The organism is Phycisphaerae bacterium (genome assembly GCA_017999985.1).
GTDB lineage: Bacteria > Planctomycetota > Phycisphaerae > UBA1845 > Fen-1342 > JAGNKU01.
The window spans coordinates 558293-578437 of record JAGNKU010000001.1; the positions used below are offsets into that span (position 1 = coordinate 558293).

17 protein-coding genes are annotated in these 20145 nt (G+C 68.1%); 5 read left to right on the forward strand and 12 right to left on the reverse strand.

Going from position 1 to position 20145, the window contains the following annotated elements:
* Positions 1 to 59: 59 nt before the first annotated feature.
* From KA383_02210 to KA383_02260, 11 genes are all read right to left on the reverse strand, one after another.
* On the reverse strand, positions 60 to 1286 hold the full coding sequence (locus KA383_02210) for an AAA family ATPase (protein MBP7744915.1): 1227 nt from the start codon (positions 1284 to 1286) through the stop codon (positions 60 to 62).
* Between the two features lie 168 nt (positions 1287 to 1454).
* The gene (locus tag KA383_02215) at positions 1455 to 3251 is read right to left on the reverse strand and encodes a VWA domain-containing protein (protein MBP7744916.1); all 1797 of its coding nucleotides are present in this window, start codon (positions 3249 to 3251) and stop codon (positions 1455 to 1457) included.
* Between the two features lie 119 nt (positions 3252 to 3370).
* Positions 3371 to 4510 (reverse strand): hypothetical protein, encoded by a 1140-nt coding sequence (locus KA383_02220; protein ID MBP7744917.1) that lies wholly within the window; start codon positions 4508 to 4510, stop codon positions 3371 to 3373.
* Between the two features lie 120 nt (positions 4511 to 4630).
* Positions 4631 to 5791: a hypothetical protein gene (locus KA383_02225; protein ID MBP7744918.1), complete on the reverse strand. Its 1161-nt coding sequence runs from the start codon at positions 5789 to 5791 to the stop codon at positions 4631 to 4633.
* 225 nt (positions 5792 to 6016) lie between these two features.
* Positions 6017 to 7576 (reverse strand): type II and III secretion system protein family protein, encoded by a 1560-nt coding sequence (locus KA383_02230; protein MBP7744919.1) that lies wholly within the window; start codon positions 7574 to 7576, stop codon positions 6017 to 6019.
* Positions 7573 to 8712, reverse strand: a complete 1140-nt coding sequence (cpaB, locus tag KA383_02235; GenBank protein MBP7744920.1) for a Flp pilus assembly protein CpaB — start codon at positions 8710 to 8712, stop codon at positions 7573 to 7575. Before cpaB ends, KA383_02230 begins: the two co-directional genes overlap by 4 nt.
* Positions 8713 to 8826: 114 nt before the next feature.
* Complete coding sequence (locus tag KA383_02240) at positions 8827 to 9228, reverse strand: pilus assembly protein (protein MBP7744921.1); 402 nt, start codon at positions 9226 to 9228, stop codon at positions 8827 to 8829.
* Entirely contained in the window at positions 9225 to 9815 is a 591-nt protein-coding gene (locus KA383_02245; GenBank protein ID MBP7744922.1) for a prepilin peptidase, read from the reverse strand. Before KA383_02245 ends, KA383_02240 begins: the two co-directional genes overlap by 4 nt.
* Before the next feature lie 181 nt (positions 9816 to 9996).
* Positions 9997 to 10194, reverse strand: coding sequence for a Flp family type IVb pilin (locus KA383_02250; protein MBP7744923.1), 198 nt, complete (start codon positions 10192 to 10194; stop codon positions 9997 to 9999).
* A 351-nt stretch (positions 10195 to 10545) separates the two neighbouring features.
* On the reverse strand, positions 10546 to 12096 hold the full coding sequence (gene aroE / locus KA383_02255; protein ID MBP7744924.1) for a shikimate dehydrogenase: 1551 nt from the start codon (positions 12094 to 12096) through the stop codon (positions 10546 to 10548).
* A 144-nt stretch (positions 12097 to 12240) separates the two neighbouring features.
* Complete coding sequence (locus tag KA383_02260) at positions 12241 to 12846, reverse strand: response regulator (protein MBP7744925.1); 606 nt, start codon at positions 12844 to 12846, stop codon at positions 12241 to 12243.
* A 165-nt stretch (positions 12847 to 13011) separates the two neighbouring features.
* On the opposite strand from KA383_02260, the gene KA383_02265 reads away from it, so the two are divergent.
* A complete protein-coding gene (locus tag KA383_02265) occupies positions 13012 to 14205 on the forward strand; it encodes a hypothetical protein (GenBank protein MBP7744926.1) in 1194 nt (397 codons plus the stop codon).
* Between the two features lie 451 nt (positions 14206 to 14656).
* Positions 14657 to 16252, forward strand: coding sequence for a glycosyltransferase (locus KA383_02270; protein MBP7744927.1), 1596 nt, complete (start codon positions 14657 to 14659; stop codon positions 16250 to 16252).
* Here the strand turns inward: KA383_02270 and hemW are convergent.
* Positions 16247 to 17380, reverse strand: a complete 1134-nt coding sequence (gene hemW / locus KA383_02275) for a radical SAM family heme chaperone HemW (GenBank protein ID MBP7744928.1) — start codon at positions 17378 to 17380, stop codon at positions 16247 to 16249. The two genes, KA383_02270 and hemW, sit on opposite strands and share 6 nt — an antisense overlap.
* A gap of 147 nt (positions 17381 to 17527) precedes the next feature.
* Here hemW and KA383_02280 point away from each other — a divergent pair, with 147 nt between their 5' ends.
* The 3 genes from KA383_02280 (at position 17528) to aroA (ending at position 20095) form a co-directional block, all read left to right on the forward strand.
* On the forward strand, positions 17528 to 17977 hold the full coding sequence (locus tag KA383_02280; GenBank protein MBP7744929.1) for an FHA domain-containing protein: 450 nt from the start codon (positions 17528 to 17530) through the stop codon (positions 17975 to 17977).
* A gap of 38 nt (positions 17978 to 18015) precedes the next feature.
* A complete protein-coding gene (locus KA383_02285; GenBank protein ID MBP7744930.1) occupies positions 18016 to 18720 on the forward strand; it encodes a hypothetical protein in 705 nt (234 codons plus the stop codon).
* A 67-nt stretch (positions 18721 to 18787) separates the two neighbouring features.
* Positions 18788 to 20095, forward strand: a complete 1308-nt coding sequence (gene aroA / locus KA383_02290; GenBank protein MBP7744931.1) for a 3-phosphoshikimate 1-carboxyvinyltransferase — start codon at positions 18788 to 18790, stop codon at positions 20093 to 20095.
* The last annotated feature ends 50 nt before the right edge of the window (positions 20096 to 20145 follow it).

Sequence of the window (20145 nt, forward strand, 5' to 3'; positions counted from 1 at the left end):
ACCGTCTTCTTGGTGAACAGCGCCATCCGATGCTCCTCAGGACCGGCCCGTGCCCCCCGCTAGCTGCGAAAGAGGGAGAACAGGCGTTTCTTCGGCGACTCGTTGCTTTTCTCGGTGTCCGTGGACGCGCCGCTCGGTTGGCCGAGGGCGATCTCCTGGGCCATCTGCTGCAGCGCGGCCCGCAGCCGCGACTTGGGCGCGAAATCCGCGAGCGGCGTGCCGACGTTCACCGCCGTGCTCACCGTCTTCCAGTCCTCGGGCAACGTCCACTGCAGCTTGCGATTGAGCGTCGTCTCGACGTCCCCCGGCTCGAGATACCCGGACTCGCGGTTGAAGCGATTGCACACCAGGCGCACCTGGTCGACGTTGTAACCGCCGCGCCGCAGCTCGTGCAGCAGCCGGTCCGCGTTGCGCACCGGCGGCACCAGCAGTTGCAGCACGAGCAGGTACAGATCGGTCATGTCGAAGACCGCCCGCGCGGACGGGTCGATCCGTACCGGCCCGTCGACGACGACGAAATCGTAGTGTTCGAGCAGCGCGGCCAGCACGCCGGCGCAGTGCGCGGCGCTGATCCGTTCGGCCTGCTCAACGTCGTTGGGATGTGCGAGCACGTGCACGCCGCTGGGGTGCTTGACCATCACGCGCTCGATCATCTGGGCCTCGATGTGCTCGGGCGTCTCGCACAGCTCCGCGATGGTGTAGGTGGGCTGCGCGTCCAGGAACATCGCGACCTGCCCAAAGCGGAAATCCAGGTCGACCACCGCCACCTTCGGCTTGCCCTGGCCGCCCGCCCAGTTCTCCAACTGCGCCAGCTCGACCGCCAGATTCGTCGCAATCGTGGTCGCGCCCACCCCGCCGCAGCAGCCGACGACCGGCAGCAGGCGCCCGGCCCGCCGGCCACCGGCAGGAGCTTCGTGCGCGACGCGCCGCAGGATCTCCGCCAGTTGCTCGGGCGGGAACGGCTTCCACAGCAGCTCGCGCATGCCTGCCCGCATGGCGCGCATGACCAGCTCCGCGTCGCGGTCCTCGGTCATCGCGATGCTGGCCAGTTGGTCCTTGCGCGGCGTGAGCAGCGGCGCGACGACTTCCATCATCGCCGCCGGGTTCGGGTCCAGGTGCAGCAGGACCACCTCGGCCGGGAACTGGTTGAGCGCCTGGACGAGCAGCGCGGGCTCGTCCACCTCGGCGACGATCTTGACGCCCTCGATGCTCAGCAGCAGCGAGCGCAGTTCCGGCGCGGCCTGCTCGTCGGTGTTGACGACGATGACCCGCACCGGCTTGCTCACGGCTGTCGGACTCCTTCGTGGCCGGCCACCTGCACTCCGGCCGCCAGAACAGGGCCTGGTCTTCCAGCCCTGCTCTCGCGGCCACGGCGGCCCGGGTGTCGTGTCTCGCGATCGCTCGGGCCGGGCCGCAACCCCGACGGGCCGCGCCCCGCACCGGCGACCGAACGGCTACTCGATCAGCGCGACCGTGCGCTTTCCGCCCAGCGAGCGGAAGATCATGTCAAGCTGATCGGCATACTCCTCCGGCGTGCCTTCCGCGTGGAAGTGCTGACCGCCGGTCATCATCGCGATCTCGGCCATGAGATCGATATCGGCGTCACCGCTGACGCTGATCGTGTAGATGCGGATCCCCTGATCCGCGGCCAGTTGCGCCATCTCGCGCACGTAACTGAAAACGTTCTCCGTGAAGCCTTCGTACACGCCGTTCTCATTGACGTTCGGCTTGCCGTCGGACATCAGGACGATGACTTTCGCGGATGAGCTGCGGGCCCGCGCGGACTGCAGCTCGGTGATGCCGGCCAGGATGCCGCCCCCGATGTTCGTGTAGCTGTTGTAATGGGCGGACTGCATGTGGTAGAGCCGCTCCGGCACCGCCTGGAGCTGATCCGTCAGGTCCACCTCGTGGCGGGTCGTCTGGGCGAAGACCTCCAGCGACATGTGGTCCAGGCTATCCAGCCCCACGATCACGTCGGTCATGGCCTGCACGGCGTCCTTCACGGCGCGCAGCGGCTGCTCGGGCGTCTGCCACAGGATGTTCGTCTGGTTGTACTGCGAGGCCGATTCGAGCAGGTAGTTGGTGAAGGTCTTCAGCCCGAAGCGGTAACGCAACGCGGAGTTGATCCCGGTCATCGCGTTCGAGCCGGTGACGTAGCTGATGTATCCGGACCACGTCCACGAGACCCGGTACTCGGGGTACGCGCGCCAGGTGAACTCGCCGGCCACGTTGTCTTCAACGCGGCTGTCGCCGTCGCCCCCGGGCGTGCCGCCCACCCGGCCGCTTTTCCAGGTCGCCAGGCCGAGGATCACCGCCGTGCGGTTGCGCCACTGGTTCGTGTAGCTGCCGTCCTGGGCCGCACTCGCCAGGCAGGAGATCTCGTCGGCCGAGTAGCCGCGCGCCGCGAGGCTGGCGAGTCCGGCGGCGTTCGTGAAGTTGTAGCCGCTGCGGCTGTACCACAGACCCGGGTCCGAGGCCGGATCATACGTCTGCGGCACCACCGGGCTGCCCCACGTGTCCATCGCGCCGATGGTGGGGCCGAGGTCATCGGCGTACTCGGTTTCATCTTCCGCGCCGGGCACATACGGCCGCGACGGCGCCGGACCATCCAGCGCGCACCAGATGTCGCGCAGGTTGATCTGCATGGCCGGCCGCGGGTCCCCCTGATCGCCATAGTAATCCTTGTAGTGCCGCAGCTCGCTGTCGTCATCCATCGAGCCCGACAGGTCGATCACCACCGCGATGTCACGCGGGATCAGCACGGCCGCGGCCCGCGCTTCGAGTTCGGTGCCGCTCTGCCCGAAGATCGGAGCAAACAGGAACGGCACGTGCACCGGCGCGGCGCCGTCCTCGCCCCCCACCCGTCGCACGGTCACGCGGACCGCGTCGTAGTTGGAGCTGCCCGGCTCAAACTGAAACTTGCCCGTCGCCGGGTCCAATATCGCCCGGCCGAACTCGACATCCTGACTCAGCACCGCTGGCGGCTGGCCGCCCACCGCGTTCTGGCTGGCGTACAAGTTCGCCGCCGCCACCGCAGCCGCCTGCGGATCTCCCCTTTGGTAGTTGCCGACCAGTTCCATCGCCGCCGCCAGCGCCGCGGCGTCCGCCGCGACCTGCAGTTCGGTCTGCGCAGTGCGCAGGCTCCCGATGTCGAGCACCAGCGCCCCCATTCCCAGGATGACCGCCGAGCAGACTACCACTTGCACCACCACGGTTCCGCTACGCCGATGGCTGCATCGCGCACGGTACATGACACGCTCCTTTCCCTCTCAAAGCGTCCGGTCAATCACGATCTGTCCCGAACATCCCGGCTTGGGCAGGACGGTACCGCGCTCTGCCCCTGCCCGCCGGGCTACAGCAGCATCACCTCCTAACGCACGATTCGCAGCGCACCCACCTGCCCATTGCTGGAAGGTGCGTCATGATGCACGACCACCCCCGGGCCGGTGTACGCCACCGGCTGGATCAGCAATCGCTTGTGGTTCGGGTTGCCGTGCAGGTCAATCGTCATCACGCGGCCGAAGCGCAGGTCCACGATCCGGTACACCGCGTTCGCGCCGTTGCCCGTCACCTGGTCGTGCAAAAAGAACCCGATTACATCCCCGATGCGCTGCTCGACCGCATCCGACAGGCCGACCTTCAGTCCGGGCGTGCCGGTAATGTTGTACGTCGTCGGCTGGCCAGCACTGTCATAAAACGTCAGCTCTGACGTGCCGATCTCCAACTCCAAGTCCGCCGCCGTGACGCCGTACAGGATTTGCTCCTCCAGCGCCGGCACCCCATGGTTGGGCGTACCGATGTTGAGCAGACCGAAATTGCCGGGGGCGTTGTCCCAGTACGGATAAAGCTTGACTTCGCGGACGTCATCCGCAGTTTCCAGCACGATGTCGCTGTCACTGTCGTAGGAGTACTCGTCCGGCCCGTTCTCCAGCATGTCGGCGTAAACATCGCGGTGGATCGTGAAGGGCACCAGCGGCCCGTATTGCGTGGTCTGCCGGTAGCCGGCGAAGCGGTCGTCGAATGCGGCGATCGCGCTGGCCCCCACGCCGCCCTCCGCGAACCCCAGAATCCTGGCGAAATTGTGGACCACCGCGCCATTGCTGCTGCCGTCCGTCCGCCGGGCGAGCACCCGGACGGCGTTGAACCGCGCATCGCCCGAGGTGTCGAGCGGCGCCGCCGGGTTGTCCAGGTCCAGTGTGCCGGCGACTACATCGGCGGCGTCCAGCAGCGTGGGCTGGCCCAGCGTCACGTTGAGCGCCGCGTAGGCCTGGGCCCGCTGGATCGCGATATTCCGCAGGTCGTTGCTCTGCAACAGACCCGCGTTCTCGAGGTAAACCGAAGCGCCCGCCAGCGCGCCTGCATCCGCCGAGCGCTGCAGCTCTGTGCGGGCGAGATGGAGTTGGGCGATGTCCAGCGCCAGCGCGCAGAATCCGAGCAGGACCGTTGAGCAGACGACGACCTGCACCACCACGGTGCCGACCCGGCGGTGGTTACGTCGCGCACGGTACATGAGTGGCTCCTTTTCCTGGGTCCGCGTCCGGGGGGTCGGCGATTTCGCCCGGACAGCCCGGCCAGAGCACTGCCGTACAGCGTTGTGCCTCTGCTCGCCGGGTAACAACGGATCATCCTCCTAGCGTACGATTCGCAAAGCACCCACCTGCCCGCGGCTGGAGGGTGCGTAGTCATGAACCACCACGCCCGGGCCGGTGTACGCCACCGGCTGAATCACGAGCCGCTTGGTCTTCGGGGAGCCGGTCAGGTCGATATGCATGATCCGCCCAAAACGCATGTCGACGATGTGGTAGATCGCGTTCTGGCCGTCCAGGGTCACCGCGTCGTGCAGGAAAAACCCGACGACGTCGCCCATACGGGCGATGACGGAGTCCTCCATCGTTACCTTCAGACCGGGTGAGCCGGTAATGTTGTAAGCGATGGGCTGGCCGTTGGGGCCGACAAAAGTCAACTCCGAGGTCCCGATTTCCGCCTCCAGGTCAGCCGCCGACACGCCGTCGAGAATCTGTTGTTCCAGAAACGTACTGCCCTGGTTGCCGGTGCCGATGTTCAGCACGCCGAAGTTGCCGGCGCCGTCGCCTTCGCCACTCAGCTTGTACGGGTAGAGATGCACCTCAACGACGTTGTCAGTCCCGTCGTGCACCTGGTCCGCGCTGTGGTCGTAATAGAACTGATCGGGTCCGTTCAGCAGTTGCTGGTTGTAGATGTCCCGGTAAATCGTGAACGGGAGCACCAGGTTACACTCCTCGGTCACCCGGTAGCCGCCAAAACGATCGTCGAACGCCGCCGTCGCCCAGGCCGTGACGTCGCCCTGGTTGAAGCCGAGGATCTTCGCGAAGCTGAACACGACCGCGCCGTTGGCGCTGTCCGACGTCCGGCGGACCAGCACCTGCACGGCGTTGAAACGGTTCGCGCCCGAGGTGTCCAGGGCCGCCTGCGGGTTCTGCCAGTTCAGCGTTCCCGCCACCACGTCGGCCGGCTCCACGAACGTCGGTGCCCCCAGCGTCAGGTTTGACTGCGAGAACTGCAGGGCCCGCTGGTACGCCAACGCGCCGAGGGTGTCGCTCTGGATCAGTCCTTCGTCCTCGGCATACGCCGACGCGCCCGCCAGCGCCGCCGCATCAGCGCTGCGCTGCAGCTCCGTCCGGGCCAGGTGCATCTGGCCGATGTCCAGCACCAGGGCGCACAGCCCGATCAGCACCGTCGAGCACACGGCTACCTGCGCCACCACGGCCGCTCGCCGTGGCTGGCGCCGCAGAAATCGATGTTTGGTTTGCATCTCTCTACCTCCAACAGGCCCCCGGCCTGTTTTCGCGAACCCGAAGCCGGCTCGACGGCAGGCCGCGTGTCGCCGGCCTCCGGCCGCCGCGGCGTATCGGGACTGTGCCGATGCCGTCCGACCGCGGGGTCATCGGTGTGGCCGCAGTGAAACCGCGGCTGGCCGGCGCCCCCGGTCGCGCCCGCCAGCGCCGTACTGCACCTCGGCTCACCCACACCGTCATGCCTAAGATCCTTCCTTGCTGCCGGCCAGGCCCATCGGCCCGCGCAGCCGTAGCGCCGCGCTGTCGCCCACCCGCTTGGGCTTGGGCGTCGGCTCGGCGGCCTTGTCGTTGCCGTTCGCGGCGCCGTTCGCGGGCGTCTGCCCCTCGAGCTGGCCCAGGCCGAACAGCTCCCAGTCGTTCGGCGGCCGGTGATCGGCGCCGGGCAGATACGTGACCTGGTCGGGGTTGAGCGGTGCGACCAGCTCCGGCGTCACCAGCACGACCAGCTCCGTCTGGCTGGATTGATAGTTGACCGAGCTGAACAGCGCCCCGATGACGGGCACGTCGCCCAGCGCGGGGACCTTCGAGCTGGTTGCGCGGCTCCGCTCGCTGAGCAGTCCGCCGACGGCGAACGTCTGCCCCGAGCCGAGTTCGACCACGGTGTCGACGCGGCGCTGGGTGAGACCCGGGACCACGTAGCCGCCGATGGTCACGGCGGTGCTGTAGTCCGGTTCGCTCACCTCGGGCGAGACCTTGAGGCGGATGAGATCGTCGCTGAGGACCGTGGGCGTGAAGCGCATCCGCACGCCGAACTCACGGAACTCGACGGTGATCGAATTGTTGTTGCCGCCCTGCGGGACGGGGATGGGAAACTCACCGCCGGCGAGGAACGTGGCTTCCTGTCCGCTAACGGCCACCAGGTTGGGCTCGGCGAGCACCTGCAGCAGGCCGTTCTCGCGCAGGGCCTGGATGAAGACCTGCATCTGCACGCGCGGGAACCCGATCGAGAGCGTCGGGGTGGCCGTGAGGTTCATCGTCTGCGTGCCGAAGGGAATCCGGCCCGTCGCCGAGTAGCCGTCGACCGCGCTGATGTCCACGGGGTTGATGCCGCCAAGGTTGGAGACGCCGAAGGCATCGGCGAAGTCATCGCCGGCCAGCCAGCCGTTGAAGCCGAGCTGGCGCGTCGCGGACCGGTTCAGCTCCGCGACGGTGCAGCGCAGCAGGACCTGGTAGACGCCGGCGACGCGCATCTGGTTGATGACCTGGCGCGAGTAGATCTGGGCGACCTGCAGGATGCGCTCGGCCGACTCGGCATCCGGCACGGTGCCGGACAGCACCACCGCGTCCATGAGCGCGGAGACCTCGACCCGGGCGCGGGGGACGAGCGCGCGGATGCTGGCGGCCAGGCGTTCGAGGTCCAGGTCGACCGCCACCGTGAACGTCTGCTGCGCGCCGCCATCCACGGTCGCGACGAGCTGCGTCGTCCCGAAGGCCTTGCCGTTCACGAGGATCTGGTTCGGCGCGGTCGCGGTCACGTCCGCGATCTCCGGGTTGGCCAGGTGCACTTCACGCACCGGCTGGCTGAAGTCGACGAGCGCCGCCTGGTTCACGGGGACGCTGATCAACTGCGACTGCCCGCGGGCCTGGCGCACCCGGATCTGCAGGCCCTCCGCGGTCGGCGGGGCTGCGGGCGGCGCGGCGGGCTGGGCCCGCGCTGCGGAGACGCCCAGGAGCGCGACGACTCCCCACACTGTTAGCAGTGAGCACCGGCGAATTTCGGCGATAGCAGTGGGCACGTTCATTCTGAGAACTCCTCGGTCTCATCGGGTTCGGTCTGGTTGCTGTCCGGCGTGTCGCTCGCTTCGACGGGCGGGCTCGGCGGCGCGGGCTGCGGCGGCTGGGCCGGCGCAGGCTGCGGCGGTGCCGGCGGTGCGGCCGGCGCCGGACGCGGCGCGGCGACCGCCCCGCGCGCCTCGATCACCCGCTCGCTCGAATTGCGATCCTTGAAGGCCACGACCTCTTCGGACTTGCCACGGTAAATGTGCAGGCGCCACGGCTCCGGCTGCGGCTCCACCGCCGCCAGCGCGGCGCGCTCGCCGAGCTTGTCGAACAGGCCGCGGACGAACTCCAGCGCGGGGCTCGGTCCCGGCGGCGGCGCGGGCTGGGGCGCGGGCTCGGCCTTGGCTTCCGGCTCCTCATCGCCCAGCAGTTCGCCGTCGCTGACGCTGGCCGGGTCGTCGAGCGTCACGTTGTCCTCAGAGCCGCGCAGGCTCAGCTTGACGCGTCCCTCCTGCTCGGTCAGCAGCAGCCTGGGCACGTCCTCGGGCTTCACGAACAGCGTCACCGCCCGGATCATGCGGCTCGGGTCGACCTTCGGCTTCGGGCCCACGCCATCCTCCTCGCGCGACGTGTCGGGGCTGAGCCGCTGGCCCACCGCGGCCACCTCGGCATTCTCGATGATCGTCTTGGCGATGGTCTCGGTGCGGCCGTTGCGGCGCACCTTGAATGAACCCACCACGTCCACGAAACAGCCTGGCTCGATGTTGTAGTCCACACCCGAGCCGGCATCGATCTTCACCGCGATCGCGCGATACCCCGGCTTCACCAGGATGCCCGGCCGGCTCCCCGGCGGCGCCAGCATCTCCTCCAGAATCGGCAGGCCGGCCGGCGCCGTCACGCAGGGCACGCGTCCGATCAAGTTCTCTTTCTTCTGGAACGACCCCGCCGGCACCAGCTCCGTCGGGTATTCCACGGCCTTCAGGAGCTGCTCGGTGATCGCCGTCCCGCGCGAGATGTTCTCGCGGGCCGCCAGCAGCCTCACTTTGGCCGTGGGCCGCTGCGTCGCACGCGCGTTCTTGAGGGTGTTGATCCCCAGGAAGAGAGCCAGGCCACCAATGCCCAGCCCGGCGGCCAGCGGTATCAGGGCTTTCGCGTTCATCGTTGTCCTTCCTCGCGCGACTCCCGGGTCGCGCCTATGCCGCCGCGCGGGCCGATCGACGGCCGGGGCGGCCTGAGCCAAACAAGCACCTGGTCGGCCGGTCGGGCCGCCCCGCTACTCGACAGCCTCCTTGCGCATCGAGCAGGTCGATTGCAGCGTCCCGTCGACGTTGCCGAAGTAGCAGCCCACCAGGCTCACGTCCGCGTACGGGATCGAGACGGTCACGACGCCGCTTGGGCGGCCGCTTTCATCGGCCCCGACATCCGTCGTGCACGTCGTCAGCCCCAGCGGCTGCACGTATGCATTCACGCGCGCCAGCACGTCATCCTGGGTCGCCGCCGGCAACGCCGCGGTGCGCGCACCCTCGCGGGCCGCGGTCACGATGGCCTGTCGCACGGTGAAGACCCAGCCGTACTCGATGATGCCAAAGAGCATGGTCAGCAAAACGGGCGTGACGATCGCCAGCTCGACCGCCGCCGCCCCACGCCTGTGTCGATGAACTAGCTTCTTGATCACGTGAGCCAACCTCCGAAGTAGTAAGTCAACAGGACTAACCACGTGCCGGCCGTGAGCGGCACGCCATACGGCAGAAGCTGGCTCGTGTCACCGAACGTCTTCGCGCCGCCGAACTCGCCGAAGGCGGTGTCGAACCGGCGCATCTTGGTCAGGATCATCTGCATGTTGGTGAAGGCGTGCACCGTCCGCCCGGACGTGTAAATCATGATGACCGCGGCGATGCCACCGATGATGGCCCCGACCGCAAAGCTCATTAGCGTCAGCCACGGACCCAGCCAGCAGCCGATCGCCGCCATGAGCTTGACATCCCCCGCGCCCATCCCATGCATGGCCCAGGGTACGATAAGAACGCCGAACCCAACCAGTAATCCAAGCAGGCCCCAGCCCACCCCGCCCAGCACGCCATTCTCCCCGGACGTGTACCAACCGAACGCGAGCCCCTGCGCGAGCAGACCGGCGGCCGCCAGGCTGGCGTTCAGCCAGTTGGGCACGCGCCGCTGGGAGTAGTCGATCCACGAGGCGTACAAGATGCCCGGCCCGAGGATCGCGAAAACTATCGTCCAGTAATGAGTTGCGAAGAAACTCATGTTCAGCTCGCGACTTGCCAAGCCTGTCGTCTGAAGTCCCGGCCGGAACGTCCGCTACCGGCGACCCACCTTTACATCGGACGTTCAGTAGGGTGAGGCGAGAAAGACGAGCGGCGGCTACCGCGTGTGCGGTGCCGCCGCTCACTAGCCTTCTGCCGAGACGACTGCGCCGCCGCCTGGACTACGGAACGTCCGAACCGTCGCCGGCCGGCATCTGACCCGACAGGGTATTGAACGTACCCTTCAGGGCGCTGCCGAGCGCAGTAATCGCGGCAATGCACGCCACGATGATCAGAGCCAGCATCACCGCGTACTCAGTCGCGGTCGGGCCATCCTCGCTCACGAGGAACGCACGCATGCGGGAAACCAACGCGTTCATGGATCTTCCTTTCTTCTTCGCAGTTGCAGCGACCGAAGTCGCCAGCCGTGACTTAACGCCTCCCTGCGACCCTCAGCGAATCCACAATCTTTCCACTCCGGACAGCCCGGGCCAGGAGCCCGGCCGTGCCGAAATTGCTGCCCTCTGAAAGCTGTCTTGCGTTTTCCCCAGATCCAGGCGTCCATGCCCGGCCTGTCACGCCGGCCGTCGGATGACTTCCAGCGTGACACTCAAAAGGATCCAAAACGGCGAAGGCCTGAGCAAGCCGGATGGGCAAAATAGGTAAGAATTTTGCGCGTCCTAAAGCACGATGGCGCGGCCTGCCTGCGCAAGCAATTGCCGTACGGAGGCTTAGGACTTCACGTCCGACTCGGCATTCATCGAAGGGAGCGCACTCCGCAGCACGGCCAGCGGGCAGGGCCGCGCCTGCCAGCGCTCAAACTGCGCAGCCGCCTGCCGGATGAACATCTCAACACCATCGATGACCTGGCAGCCGTGCGCCCGCGCCACGCGCAACAGACGCGTCTCCGCCGGCCGGTACACAGTATCCATCACTAGTGTGCCGGCCCGCAGGCAGTCGTCCGGTAACGGCGTGTCGTTCGTGGCGGGCCACAGCCCCACGGAAGTGCAGTTGATGAGGATCTCCCCGACGTAACGCACGCGTGCATCCCACGGCTGCCACGCGCAGCGCAGCTCATGCGCCAAGTGGGCAGCACGCTCCGCGGAGCGGTTGTACAGAGTGACCGCGCAGCCGGCGTCCACCAGCTCCGCGACGACCGCGCGGGCGACGCCGCCGGCACCCAGGACAGCCACCGCGCGCTCGCGACCGAGGCCGGCCCGGGCCGCGTCCAGCGCAGCGCGTGCGCCGAGTCCGTCCGTGTTGTCGCCCTCCCACGTGCCGTCGGGGCCGCGCGTCAGCGTGTTGACGGCGCCGCAGCGGCGTGCCCGCGGCGTGACGGCGTGGCCCTTTTCGTCCAGCCAGCGAAGTGCAGATTCTTTGTGCGGCAAAGTGACGCTGAGTCCCATAACGACCGCGGCCGCCGCGCCGCTCACCGCGTCCATGAACGCGGCGAAGGCGCCGTAATCCGGCAGGACCGGCCAAGGCAGGTAGACGCCATCCACACCAGCGGCGGCCAGCGCGGCATTGTGAATCGCGGGGCTCTGCGAGTGTGCGACCGGCCAGCCGACGACGCCGAAAACGCGCGTCTCCGGGCCGAGCGTGTCCCAGCGATAGAGGCTGCGCAGCGCGGCAATCGTAGGCTGTCCGGGGGCAGATGCCTCGTCGGTGCTCAAACAGGAAAATGTGCCCCACGCGCCGAACTTGCGCGCCAGCACGCGCGTCGACAGGCCGGCCGCGCCCATCGCGAGCGCGATCAGCGGGCGGCCGGCGGCCCGGCGGCGCAGTTGTTCCAGCACGCGCACGCTGTCCGTGGCGTCGCGGGCGGTGAACACCGCTTTGAGGACGTCGGCCGGCGTTGCGGCCAGGGCATCAAAAACCGTAGCGAGGTCAGCCGGCGTCGCCTGCAAATCGTGGTGCGAGATGATGAGCTGATTGCCGCGCCGCGCGCCGGCGATGCGGTCCCGCGCACCGGCGGAGCGCTGCCAGGTCGCGAGTTCGACATCGATGTAGTCAGGCTTGTGCAGCGCCAGCCGTTCGAGCAATGCAATGCGCTCGTCTTCGCCGCCCGTCCATGCCCCACCCTCGGCGGCGCTGCGGACCGTGATGATCAGCGGCACGCTGCGCGACTGCGCGAGCAGCGCTTCGACGGCGGCGACGTCGCCGATGCGATCCACGCGCAGTTCGACGACGTCCGCGCCGGCGGCTTGGGCCGCACGCACCTGGTCCGCTAGCGGCACGGCGGCCGACACGATCGGAACCACGATGTGCGTCGAGGAACACACGCCTGACTCCTGCGCGGCGGCGCGCCAGCGCACCACTCTGGTATCTCGACCATCAGGGTGGTACGGGCATCTTGCCCGTTTCTGCCACGGGCGGGACGCCCGTACCACCCTACCATCCACGGCGGTCTCCAGCGCGGCGGCGGCCTAGAGCGTGTTGAGCAGGCGCTCCAGCGGTGTTTTCAGCGCGCTGGCGATGCGCGCCAGCGTCCACGTGGAGGTGGCGCTCTTGCCCAGCTCAATCTGCGAGAGTTGAGCCACAGTCAGACCGCATTCGTTCGCGATGTCCGCGAGGGTGCGTTCGGCGGCGGTGCGCACGGCCCGCAGGCGCGCGCCCAGTCGCTGATTGAAAGCCTGCTCGGAGCGGATGCCGACGCCGATCTCGAGCAGCTGGCGTTCGACCGCTTCGAGCAGCGTGGCCTGTTGGACGGGTTTTTCGAGCAGGTCGCGGGCCCCGGCGCGCATCGCGGCGATGACCTGGCCGACCTCCGGGAACGCAGCGATCGCGATCAAACGCGTGTCGGGTGCAACCTGGCGCAGCGACGCCAACACCTCCAGCCCGTCGACGCCTGCCAGGCGGAGATCTACGAGGGCGACGTGGCACGGGGCGCGGCCGGCGTGCGCGAGCCCATCCCGGGGATCCGTGAAGGTGACGACGTCGCAAGCGGCCTCACGCAGCCACGCGCCGACGCGGCGGCAGACCGCCTCCTCATCGTCGATTACCAGGGCCCGGACCGGGATCATCCGCATCATGGGCGGGCATTGTCGCGGATTTGAGCACCGCGTGCCACCGGGCGGAAACCGGCCCGCGACTTGTGTGTAAAACTGTCACGGCGCGTCGAAACGGCCTAAGTGGGCTGGACAAGCGGGCTCCGGGTGTACAATTTGCTGTACGCTGGGAGGTCTGCGGAGACGAATATGAGCAGGATTGCGACATGGTTGGTGTTGACGGGGCTGGCGACCGCCGGCGCCCTGGCCCAGGGCTACGGGGAACCGCCCCACCCGGGAAACATGCCGCCGGCCGGCTTCTGGCCGACCGAGAAGATGATGGACGGCTTCATCAACCGGATCACAGACGAGTTGGGCCGGATCTATGGGTTCGACGAGGACCAGGTCTGGAACACGCGCGACTCGATCAAGGCCCGCTTCCCGCAGTGGATGCAGGAGCACCGTGCCGAGCTGCAGGAGTTGACCAACCAGTACCTCGAATCAGTTTTCGCCGACGAGCCGCCGACGCCGGAAGAAGTCGCCGAATGGGCCCGGCGGGCCAAGCCGCTCTTCCAGGAATTCACGACGCTGGTCACCGAGACCACGGAAGAGATGCGCACGTACATGACCGATGAGCAGCAGGTGATCCTCGACGGGCAGCGGGCGGCGATGGACGTCGGCCTGAACTACATGCAGCAGCGGTTGTCGAGCTGGGAGAAGGGCGGCTACGACTGGGAGACCGAGTGGCCACAGAGTGAGAAATTCAAGCGTGTGGAACGGGAACGTCGCCAGCGGCTGGAGCGCGAGGCGCGGCAGGCGGAGGCGATCGCGATGGGCCAGAACCCGGACGCGGGCCCGGGCGCAGCGACGGCTCAGCCGGGCACCGCGCCCGACGCCAGACCGACGCCCGACAAGGCCACGGCGCCGACGGCGAAGCCCGGCGCCGTGACGCCCAAGGACGAGTGGACGAAGTATGTTGAGGACTTCATCCGGCGCTACCAGCTCGAGGCGGACCAGCAAACCAAGGCCCGTCAGTTCCTGCGTGATCAACAGGAACTGCGCGACAAGTACGTCCGCCGCAAGCTCGACGCGATCCAGGCCGTCGAGAACAAGCTGAAGGCGGCACAAAGCGAGGAAGAGCGCACCAAGGTCAAGGCGGAGCTCGCCGAATTGAACCGGCCAATCGAGCGCTACTTCGAACGCTTGAAGGAACGCCTCGATACGTTGCCGACGCGGAAACAGCGGCAGGAGGCGGCGCAGTCCAACGACGGCAAGCGCGGCCCGGCGCAGGTTTCGGAAGAGAAGCGCACCGCGATGCGCGAGCAGTTGCAGGGGAAGGCGACGGAAGGCAAGGCTGGCTCCGGCGAAAAGCCGGAGCCCGCGCCGCAGACGCAGCCGAAGTAGTCTGTCCCCGAGCAGCGCGCAAAAAAAGAGAGTCCGAGCTCGCCGAAACTCGGACCCTCCAAGCCAGGCTGCCCGCTCAACCGAGCGGTGACCCACAGCCTCAACCACCAGTATCGTTACAGTGACGGCCCGGGCTTAGTAACGCCGCGCGCGGCGCAGCGTCCGAGTCGGCCGAACTGCGTGGACATGCGGCACGCCGTCTACGAGTGGGGGGCCGACCGTTGCTCAAGCGAGTAACAAGCCAGACGTGCGTTCCCCGGGTTCCGATAGGCGTCTACCGAGCGGTCGCGTGCCCACGGCGAAATCAAGACGACGCGCGTCCGAATACCCAGGCAGCGGCAAAGCACCGCCGCCATTGACAGAAGCAGACGGCGTATTTAGTGTGTTCGATTGGGTTTCGTCGGTGCCAGTGACCGACGCGCGCGGTCGATAGACTCTCCGAGGCTGGTTCTTGACGCACCTGGTCGAAGTTGTTTGCCTGGTCCTCTTCCTGCTCCTTGTCGCCCTGCCGAGCATCTACGGTTTTCATATGTACTTGCTCATGTATCTGGCCAGCCGGCGGCGCCGGCGGGTGCGGACCCAGCAGCGCGCGGCGATCGAGCGCTACCAGCGCGTGACTCCCGACGACGCCTGGCCGCGCGTCACCACCCAGCTTCCGCTCTACAACGAGATCGACGTGGCGCGGCGCGTGATCGAGGCCGCTGCCCGCATGGACTACCCCGCCGGCAAGCATGAAGTCCAGGTGCTCGATGACAGCACCGACGGCACGCGCGCTGTGGTCGATGAGGTCGCAGCGGAGCTGTGCGCCCAGGGCTACGACGTCAAGGTCGTCCGCCGGCCGACGCGGGCCCACTATAAAGCGGGCGCCCTGGCGCATGGTTTGAAAACCGCCACCGGCGAGTTCGTCGCCATCTTCGACGCCGACTTCGTCCCGGATCGCGGCTTCCTCCGCCGCCTGATCCCGCTGTTCGCCGGCCGCGACGACGTCTGCGTCGTGCAGGGGCGCTGGGGCCATCTCAACGCCAATGAGAGCTGGATCACCGAGGGTCTGTCGCTGGGCCTCGACATGCACTTCGCCATCGAGCAGGCCGCCCGCAACTGGAACGGCCTGCTGATGAACTTCAACGGCACCGGCGGCATCTGGCGCAAAGCCGCGATCGATGACCCGCGCGTCGGCGGCTGGAGCGGCGATACCATCACCGAAGACCTTGACCTGTCGTACCGCGCGCAGCTCGCCGGCTGGAACATGATCTTCTGCGACGACGTCGTCTGCCCGGCGGAAATCCCGGCTGATGTGAACGCCCTCAAGGCCCAGCAGCGGCGGTGGGCCGTCGGCATCATGCAGGTCGCCCGCAAGCTGTTGCCGGCGGTGTGGCATTCGCCCCGCCTCTCGGTCTGGCAGAAGCTCCAGGCGACTGTGCATCTGACGCAGTACGCGATCGCCGTGCCGATGATCCTGGTCGCCCTGGTCGGGCGCCTGCTGCCGCTGATGCTGACGGGCGACCGCTGGCCGGCGTGGATTCAGTGGCTGTGCATGGCGTTCCTGCTGGCGGCGGTGGCGCCGTGCATCGCGTACATGAACGCCCGCTACGTCATCGGCGGCGGCATCCCCGGCCCGCTGCGCATCCTCAAGCTCATGGTCCTGGGGCTGGGGCTGTGCGTGAACAACGGCGTCGCGGTGCTCACCGGCCTGGTCCAGAACGGCGGCGAGTTCGTCCGCACGCCGAAGTCCGGCAGCACCACGCAGAAAAGGAGCGGAGGCACCTATGCCAGCCTGCGCTCACGGCTGTGGATCTTCGAGTTACTGCTGGGCGTGTACTGCCTCGCGCAATGGGTGATCTTCCTGCCGAAGGACGGCATCGGCGGCGTGTTCCTGCTGCTCTACGCGATCGGCCTGCTGCTGATGGGCTGGGGCTCGCGGCCGCGCCCGGCGCCGCGCGCCGCGGTCGTCGCGCTGCGCACCGTGCCGGCCACGGCGGTGCCCACGGCTCCGCCACTGGTCCAACCCAGCCCCGGCCGCGTGCCGGTCTCCACGCTCCCCTCATAGAAAATCCGCGATCACCGTGTCCGCAAGCAGCAACCCCCTGCGCGTCAGGCGGATGCCCGTCTCGTCCACGACCAGCAATCCATCCGCGCGGTGCGGCTCGAGCGCCGCAGCGAACAGCGCCGCCGGATCCTGTCCGTAGCGGTCCGCGAACCGCCGCCGGTCGATCCCGGCCGTCAGACGCATTTCGAGCATGGCTGTTTCGCGCGCTCGTCGCTCGGGCGGCAGACGCTCTTCTTCGACGCGCGGTGATCGCGCGCCCTGAATCGCCGCCACGTACGCCGCCGTGTCCGCGACGTTCTGATAACGCACCTCGTCGATGAACCCCGCGGCGGCCGGTCCCAGGCCGACGTACGGCTCGTTGTGCCAGTACCGCAGGTTGTGCCGGCACTCAGCGCCCGGGCGGGCGAAGTTGCTGATCTCGTAGTGGGCCAGCCCCGCCGCCGCCAGCACGTCGATCGTCGTTTCGTACATGTCCGCTTCGAGGTCGGGGTCGACGCGCAGCACCGCGCCCGCGTCAAGCCGCTCTCGAAGCAGCGTGCCGGGTTCATAGGTCAACCCGTAGCACGACATGTGCTCCGGCTCCAACTTCAGGGCGGCGTGCAGCGACTGCCGCCAGGAAGCCAGCGTCTGGCCGGGGATGCCGAAGATGAGGTCCAGGCTGAGTCGCCGGATTCCGGCGCGGCGGCAGGTCGCGAGCGTCTGGCTCACCTGCTCCGGGCGGTGTGTGCGGTCGAGGACCTTGAGTTCGTCCGGGTTGAAGCTCTGGGCGCCGACGGACACGCGGTTCACGCCCGCGCCGACGAGCACGTCAGCAATCTCTGCGGTAACGGTGGCCGGGTTCGCCTCAACCGTGAATTCGACGTCCCGCCCCGGCGCGCACGCCCGCAGGGCCGCCAGCAGCCGGGCGAGCTGGTCCGCCGGCAGGACCGTCGGCGTGCCGCCACCCACAAAAATCGTGTCCACGGCGAAGCCGCCCGTGCAGGTCGCCGCCGCCAGTTCGGCCAGCACGGCATCCACCAGGGGGCCGACCGCGCCCGGGTCGAGCACCTGTGAGTAGAAGTCGCAATAACCGCACAGCCGGCGGCAAAACGGGACATGGACATAGAGTGAACGGCAGGGGCTGGACATTGTCAGGGTACCGGCTTTCGCATAGCATACGGCGTTGCGTCCGTGACGCATCATAGTCGGCGTCGCGAGCCTCCGGGGGGGCGGACTGCGGCTTGGGTCGCTCCGCCGGCGCAGGTGAGCGCTGCGGCTTTGCGAGGGAAGCTGGGCATGAACGTCGTCTTGGTGATGTTTAAGGACAATGAGCGGCGGGAATTCCCCCTCAGCGGGGATAAGACCGTGATCGGACGGCGTCAGGACTGCCAGCTACGCATCCCGACGAAGGATGTGTCGCGCCAGCACTGCGTGCTCATCATCGACGACGCGTCGCTCGTCGCGAAGGACCTGGGCAGCTCGAACGGGACGTTCGTGAACGGCAAGCGGATCGCGGAGTCGGAGCTGAAACCGGGCGACCGGCTCCGGCTGGGGCCCGTGACCTTTGTCGTGCAGATCAACGGCAAGCCGGCGGAGATCAAGCCCGAGGATGTCACGCTGCAGTCCACGGCCGAGCCGACCGCGGCCGCCGACGATGAAGAAACGTTCGACCTCAACGAAGAAGACTTCGATCTGGACGATCCGCTCTCCGCGCTTGAGGACGATGACGACGACGATATGCCGTGACGCGGCCGTCGCCGGGGTCAGTATCCGCATTTTCAGCCATGTCACCATCCGACACCGATCGGCACACCCGGGTCCGTCCGCGCGCCGCGCGCCGCTGGCGCCTCGTCCTGCTGAGCGGAGCCTGCCTGGTGCCGGTGCTGCTGCTGGGGGCGTTTCTGGCGCTGACGTTTCGGCCGGCGTGGTATCAGCCCGGGGCGGTGGATCGCGGTCGGTTGCTCGCGGACAAGACCGCGCTCGCCCAGCTCCAGGACGACATCAGTGCGGCCCTGAACGCCGGCCGCACGGCCCGATTCCGGCTGGATGAGGCGCAGCTCAACCGGTGGCTGACGGCGCGCGGCGAGCTGTGGCCGGAGCTGGGAGCGGACCCGGAGGGCATCGGGCAACCCGTGGTGCGCCTGGCGGATGGGGTTATCCGCGTCGCCGTGCTCGCGCGTGTGCGCGGTGCGGAGGCGATTGTTGAGCTGGCCGGACGCGTGGAGCCGACCGCGGAGAGCATCGTGGTGCACTGCGCGCACGTGCGGGTGGGTGCGGTGCCCATCCCGCGCGACTGGGTGCTCGGCCAGGTGTCGCGGCGACTCGCGCGGGCGGCGAATACGAAGTTGACTGTCGCGCATGGAGCGCTGCGGCTGGCGAACGAGTGGGTCTGGCCGAATGGCAAGCGTCGTTTTCGCGCGGCGGAGATCGTCGTGTCGGCCGGCGCGGTCGAGGTCGCGCTGGAGCCGCTGGGCTCAGCGGGCCGCTGAGTTGACGAATCCCGGCTGAAGCGCGCACAGTGATTGCCGCGAGAGTCGCGGGCAGCGGAGGGTCGGTATGTCCGTGGAGCGGATCGGCGCTGATGTGCGCGTGCACCCCGTGGGCGCGGTGACAGGGACCGTGCGACCGCCGGGGTCGAAGAGCCTGACCAATCGGTACCTCGCGTGCGCCGCGCTGGCCGATGGCCGCAGCACGCTGGAGGGGGCCTCGCTCTCGGATGACACACATGCCATGCTCGCAGGGCTCACGGCGCTGGGCGTGGGGGCCGACGTCGTCGCGGGGCGGCCGGAAATCACCATCGCCGGCGGTCGTGGCAACCTCACGGCGGATGACGTCGAGATTGACGTTGGCAACGCTGGCACGGCGATGCGCTTTTTGACGGCGCTCGCGTGCCTGGGGTTCGGCCGGCGGCGGTTGGACGGCTCGCCACGGATGCGGGCGCGGCCGATCGGCGCGCTGGTCGATGCGCTGACGGCGCTCGGGGCGCAGATCGGCTACGAAGGCACGCCGGGCTGTCCGCCGCTGGGGGTGCTCGCGCGCGGGCTGAGCGGCGGCGAGGTCGTGTTCAACACGCCGCCGTCGAGCCAGTTCCTCAGCGCGCTGCTGATGGTGGCGCCGTACGCGACGCAGGATGTGCTCATGCGCGTCGAGGGCCCGCTGACCAGCCGGCCGTACGTGGATATGACCATCGATGTCATGCGCGACATGGGCGTCGAAGCCCTCGCGACCGACGAGGGGCGTTTCGTCGTGCCGGCATTCCAGCGCTATCAGGCCGGCACATACGCGATCGAACCCGACGCCAGCGCCGCAACGTATTTCTGGGTGGCGGCGGCGATCACCGGCGGGCGTATACGCGTGGAGGGCCTGACGCGTCGCAGCCGGCAAGGTGACGTGGGTTTTGTCGATGTGCTGGCGCAGGCGGGGTGCGCGCTCCACGTAGACGACACCGGCCTGGAGGTCGTCGGGCCGGCGGACGGAAGGCTGGCCGGCATCGACGTCGATCTCAACACAATGCCGGACACGGTGCAGACGCTGGCGGTGGCGGCGCTGTTCGCCTCCGGCCCGACGCACATCCGCAATGTGGCGAACCTGCGGATCAAGGAGACGGACCGCATCGCCGCCTTGGCGACCGAGCTGACGCGACTGGGGGCGCGCGTCGAGACGCGCCCGGACGGCCTGACCATTCAACCCCCGGAGCGCTTGCGGCCCGCGGAGATCCGGACGTACGACGACCATCGCATGGCGATGAGCTTCGCGCTGGCGGGCCTGGTAACGGAGGGCGTCGTGATTCAGGATGCGGACTGCGTGTCAAAGAGCTTTCCGGGGTACTTCGACGTGCTGGGCCGCCTGACGGGGCGCACGTAGCGTAGTGCAATTCGCGTCTGCCGGCATTTGTCGCGCACACGCGGTGCCCT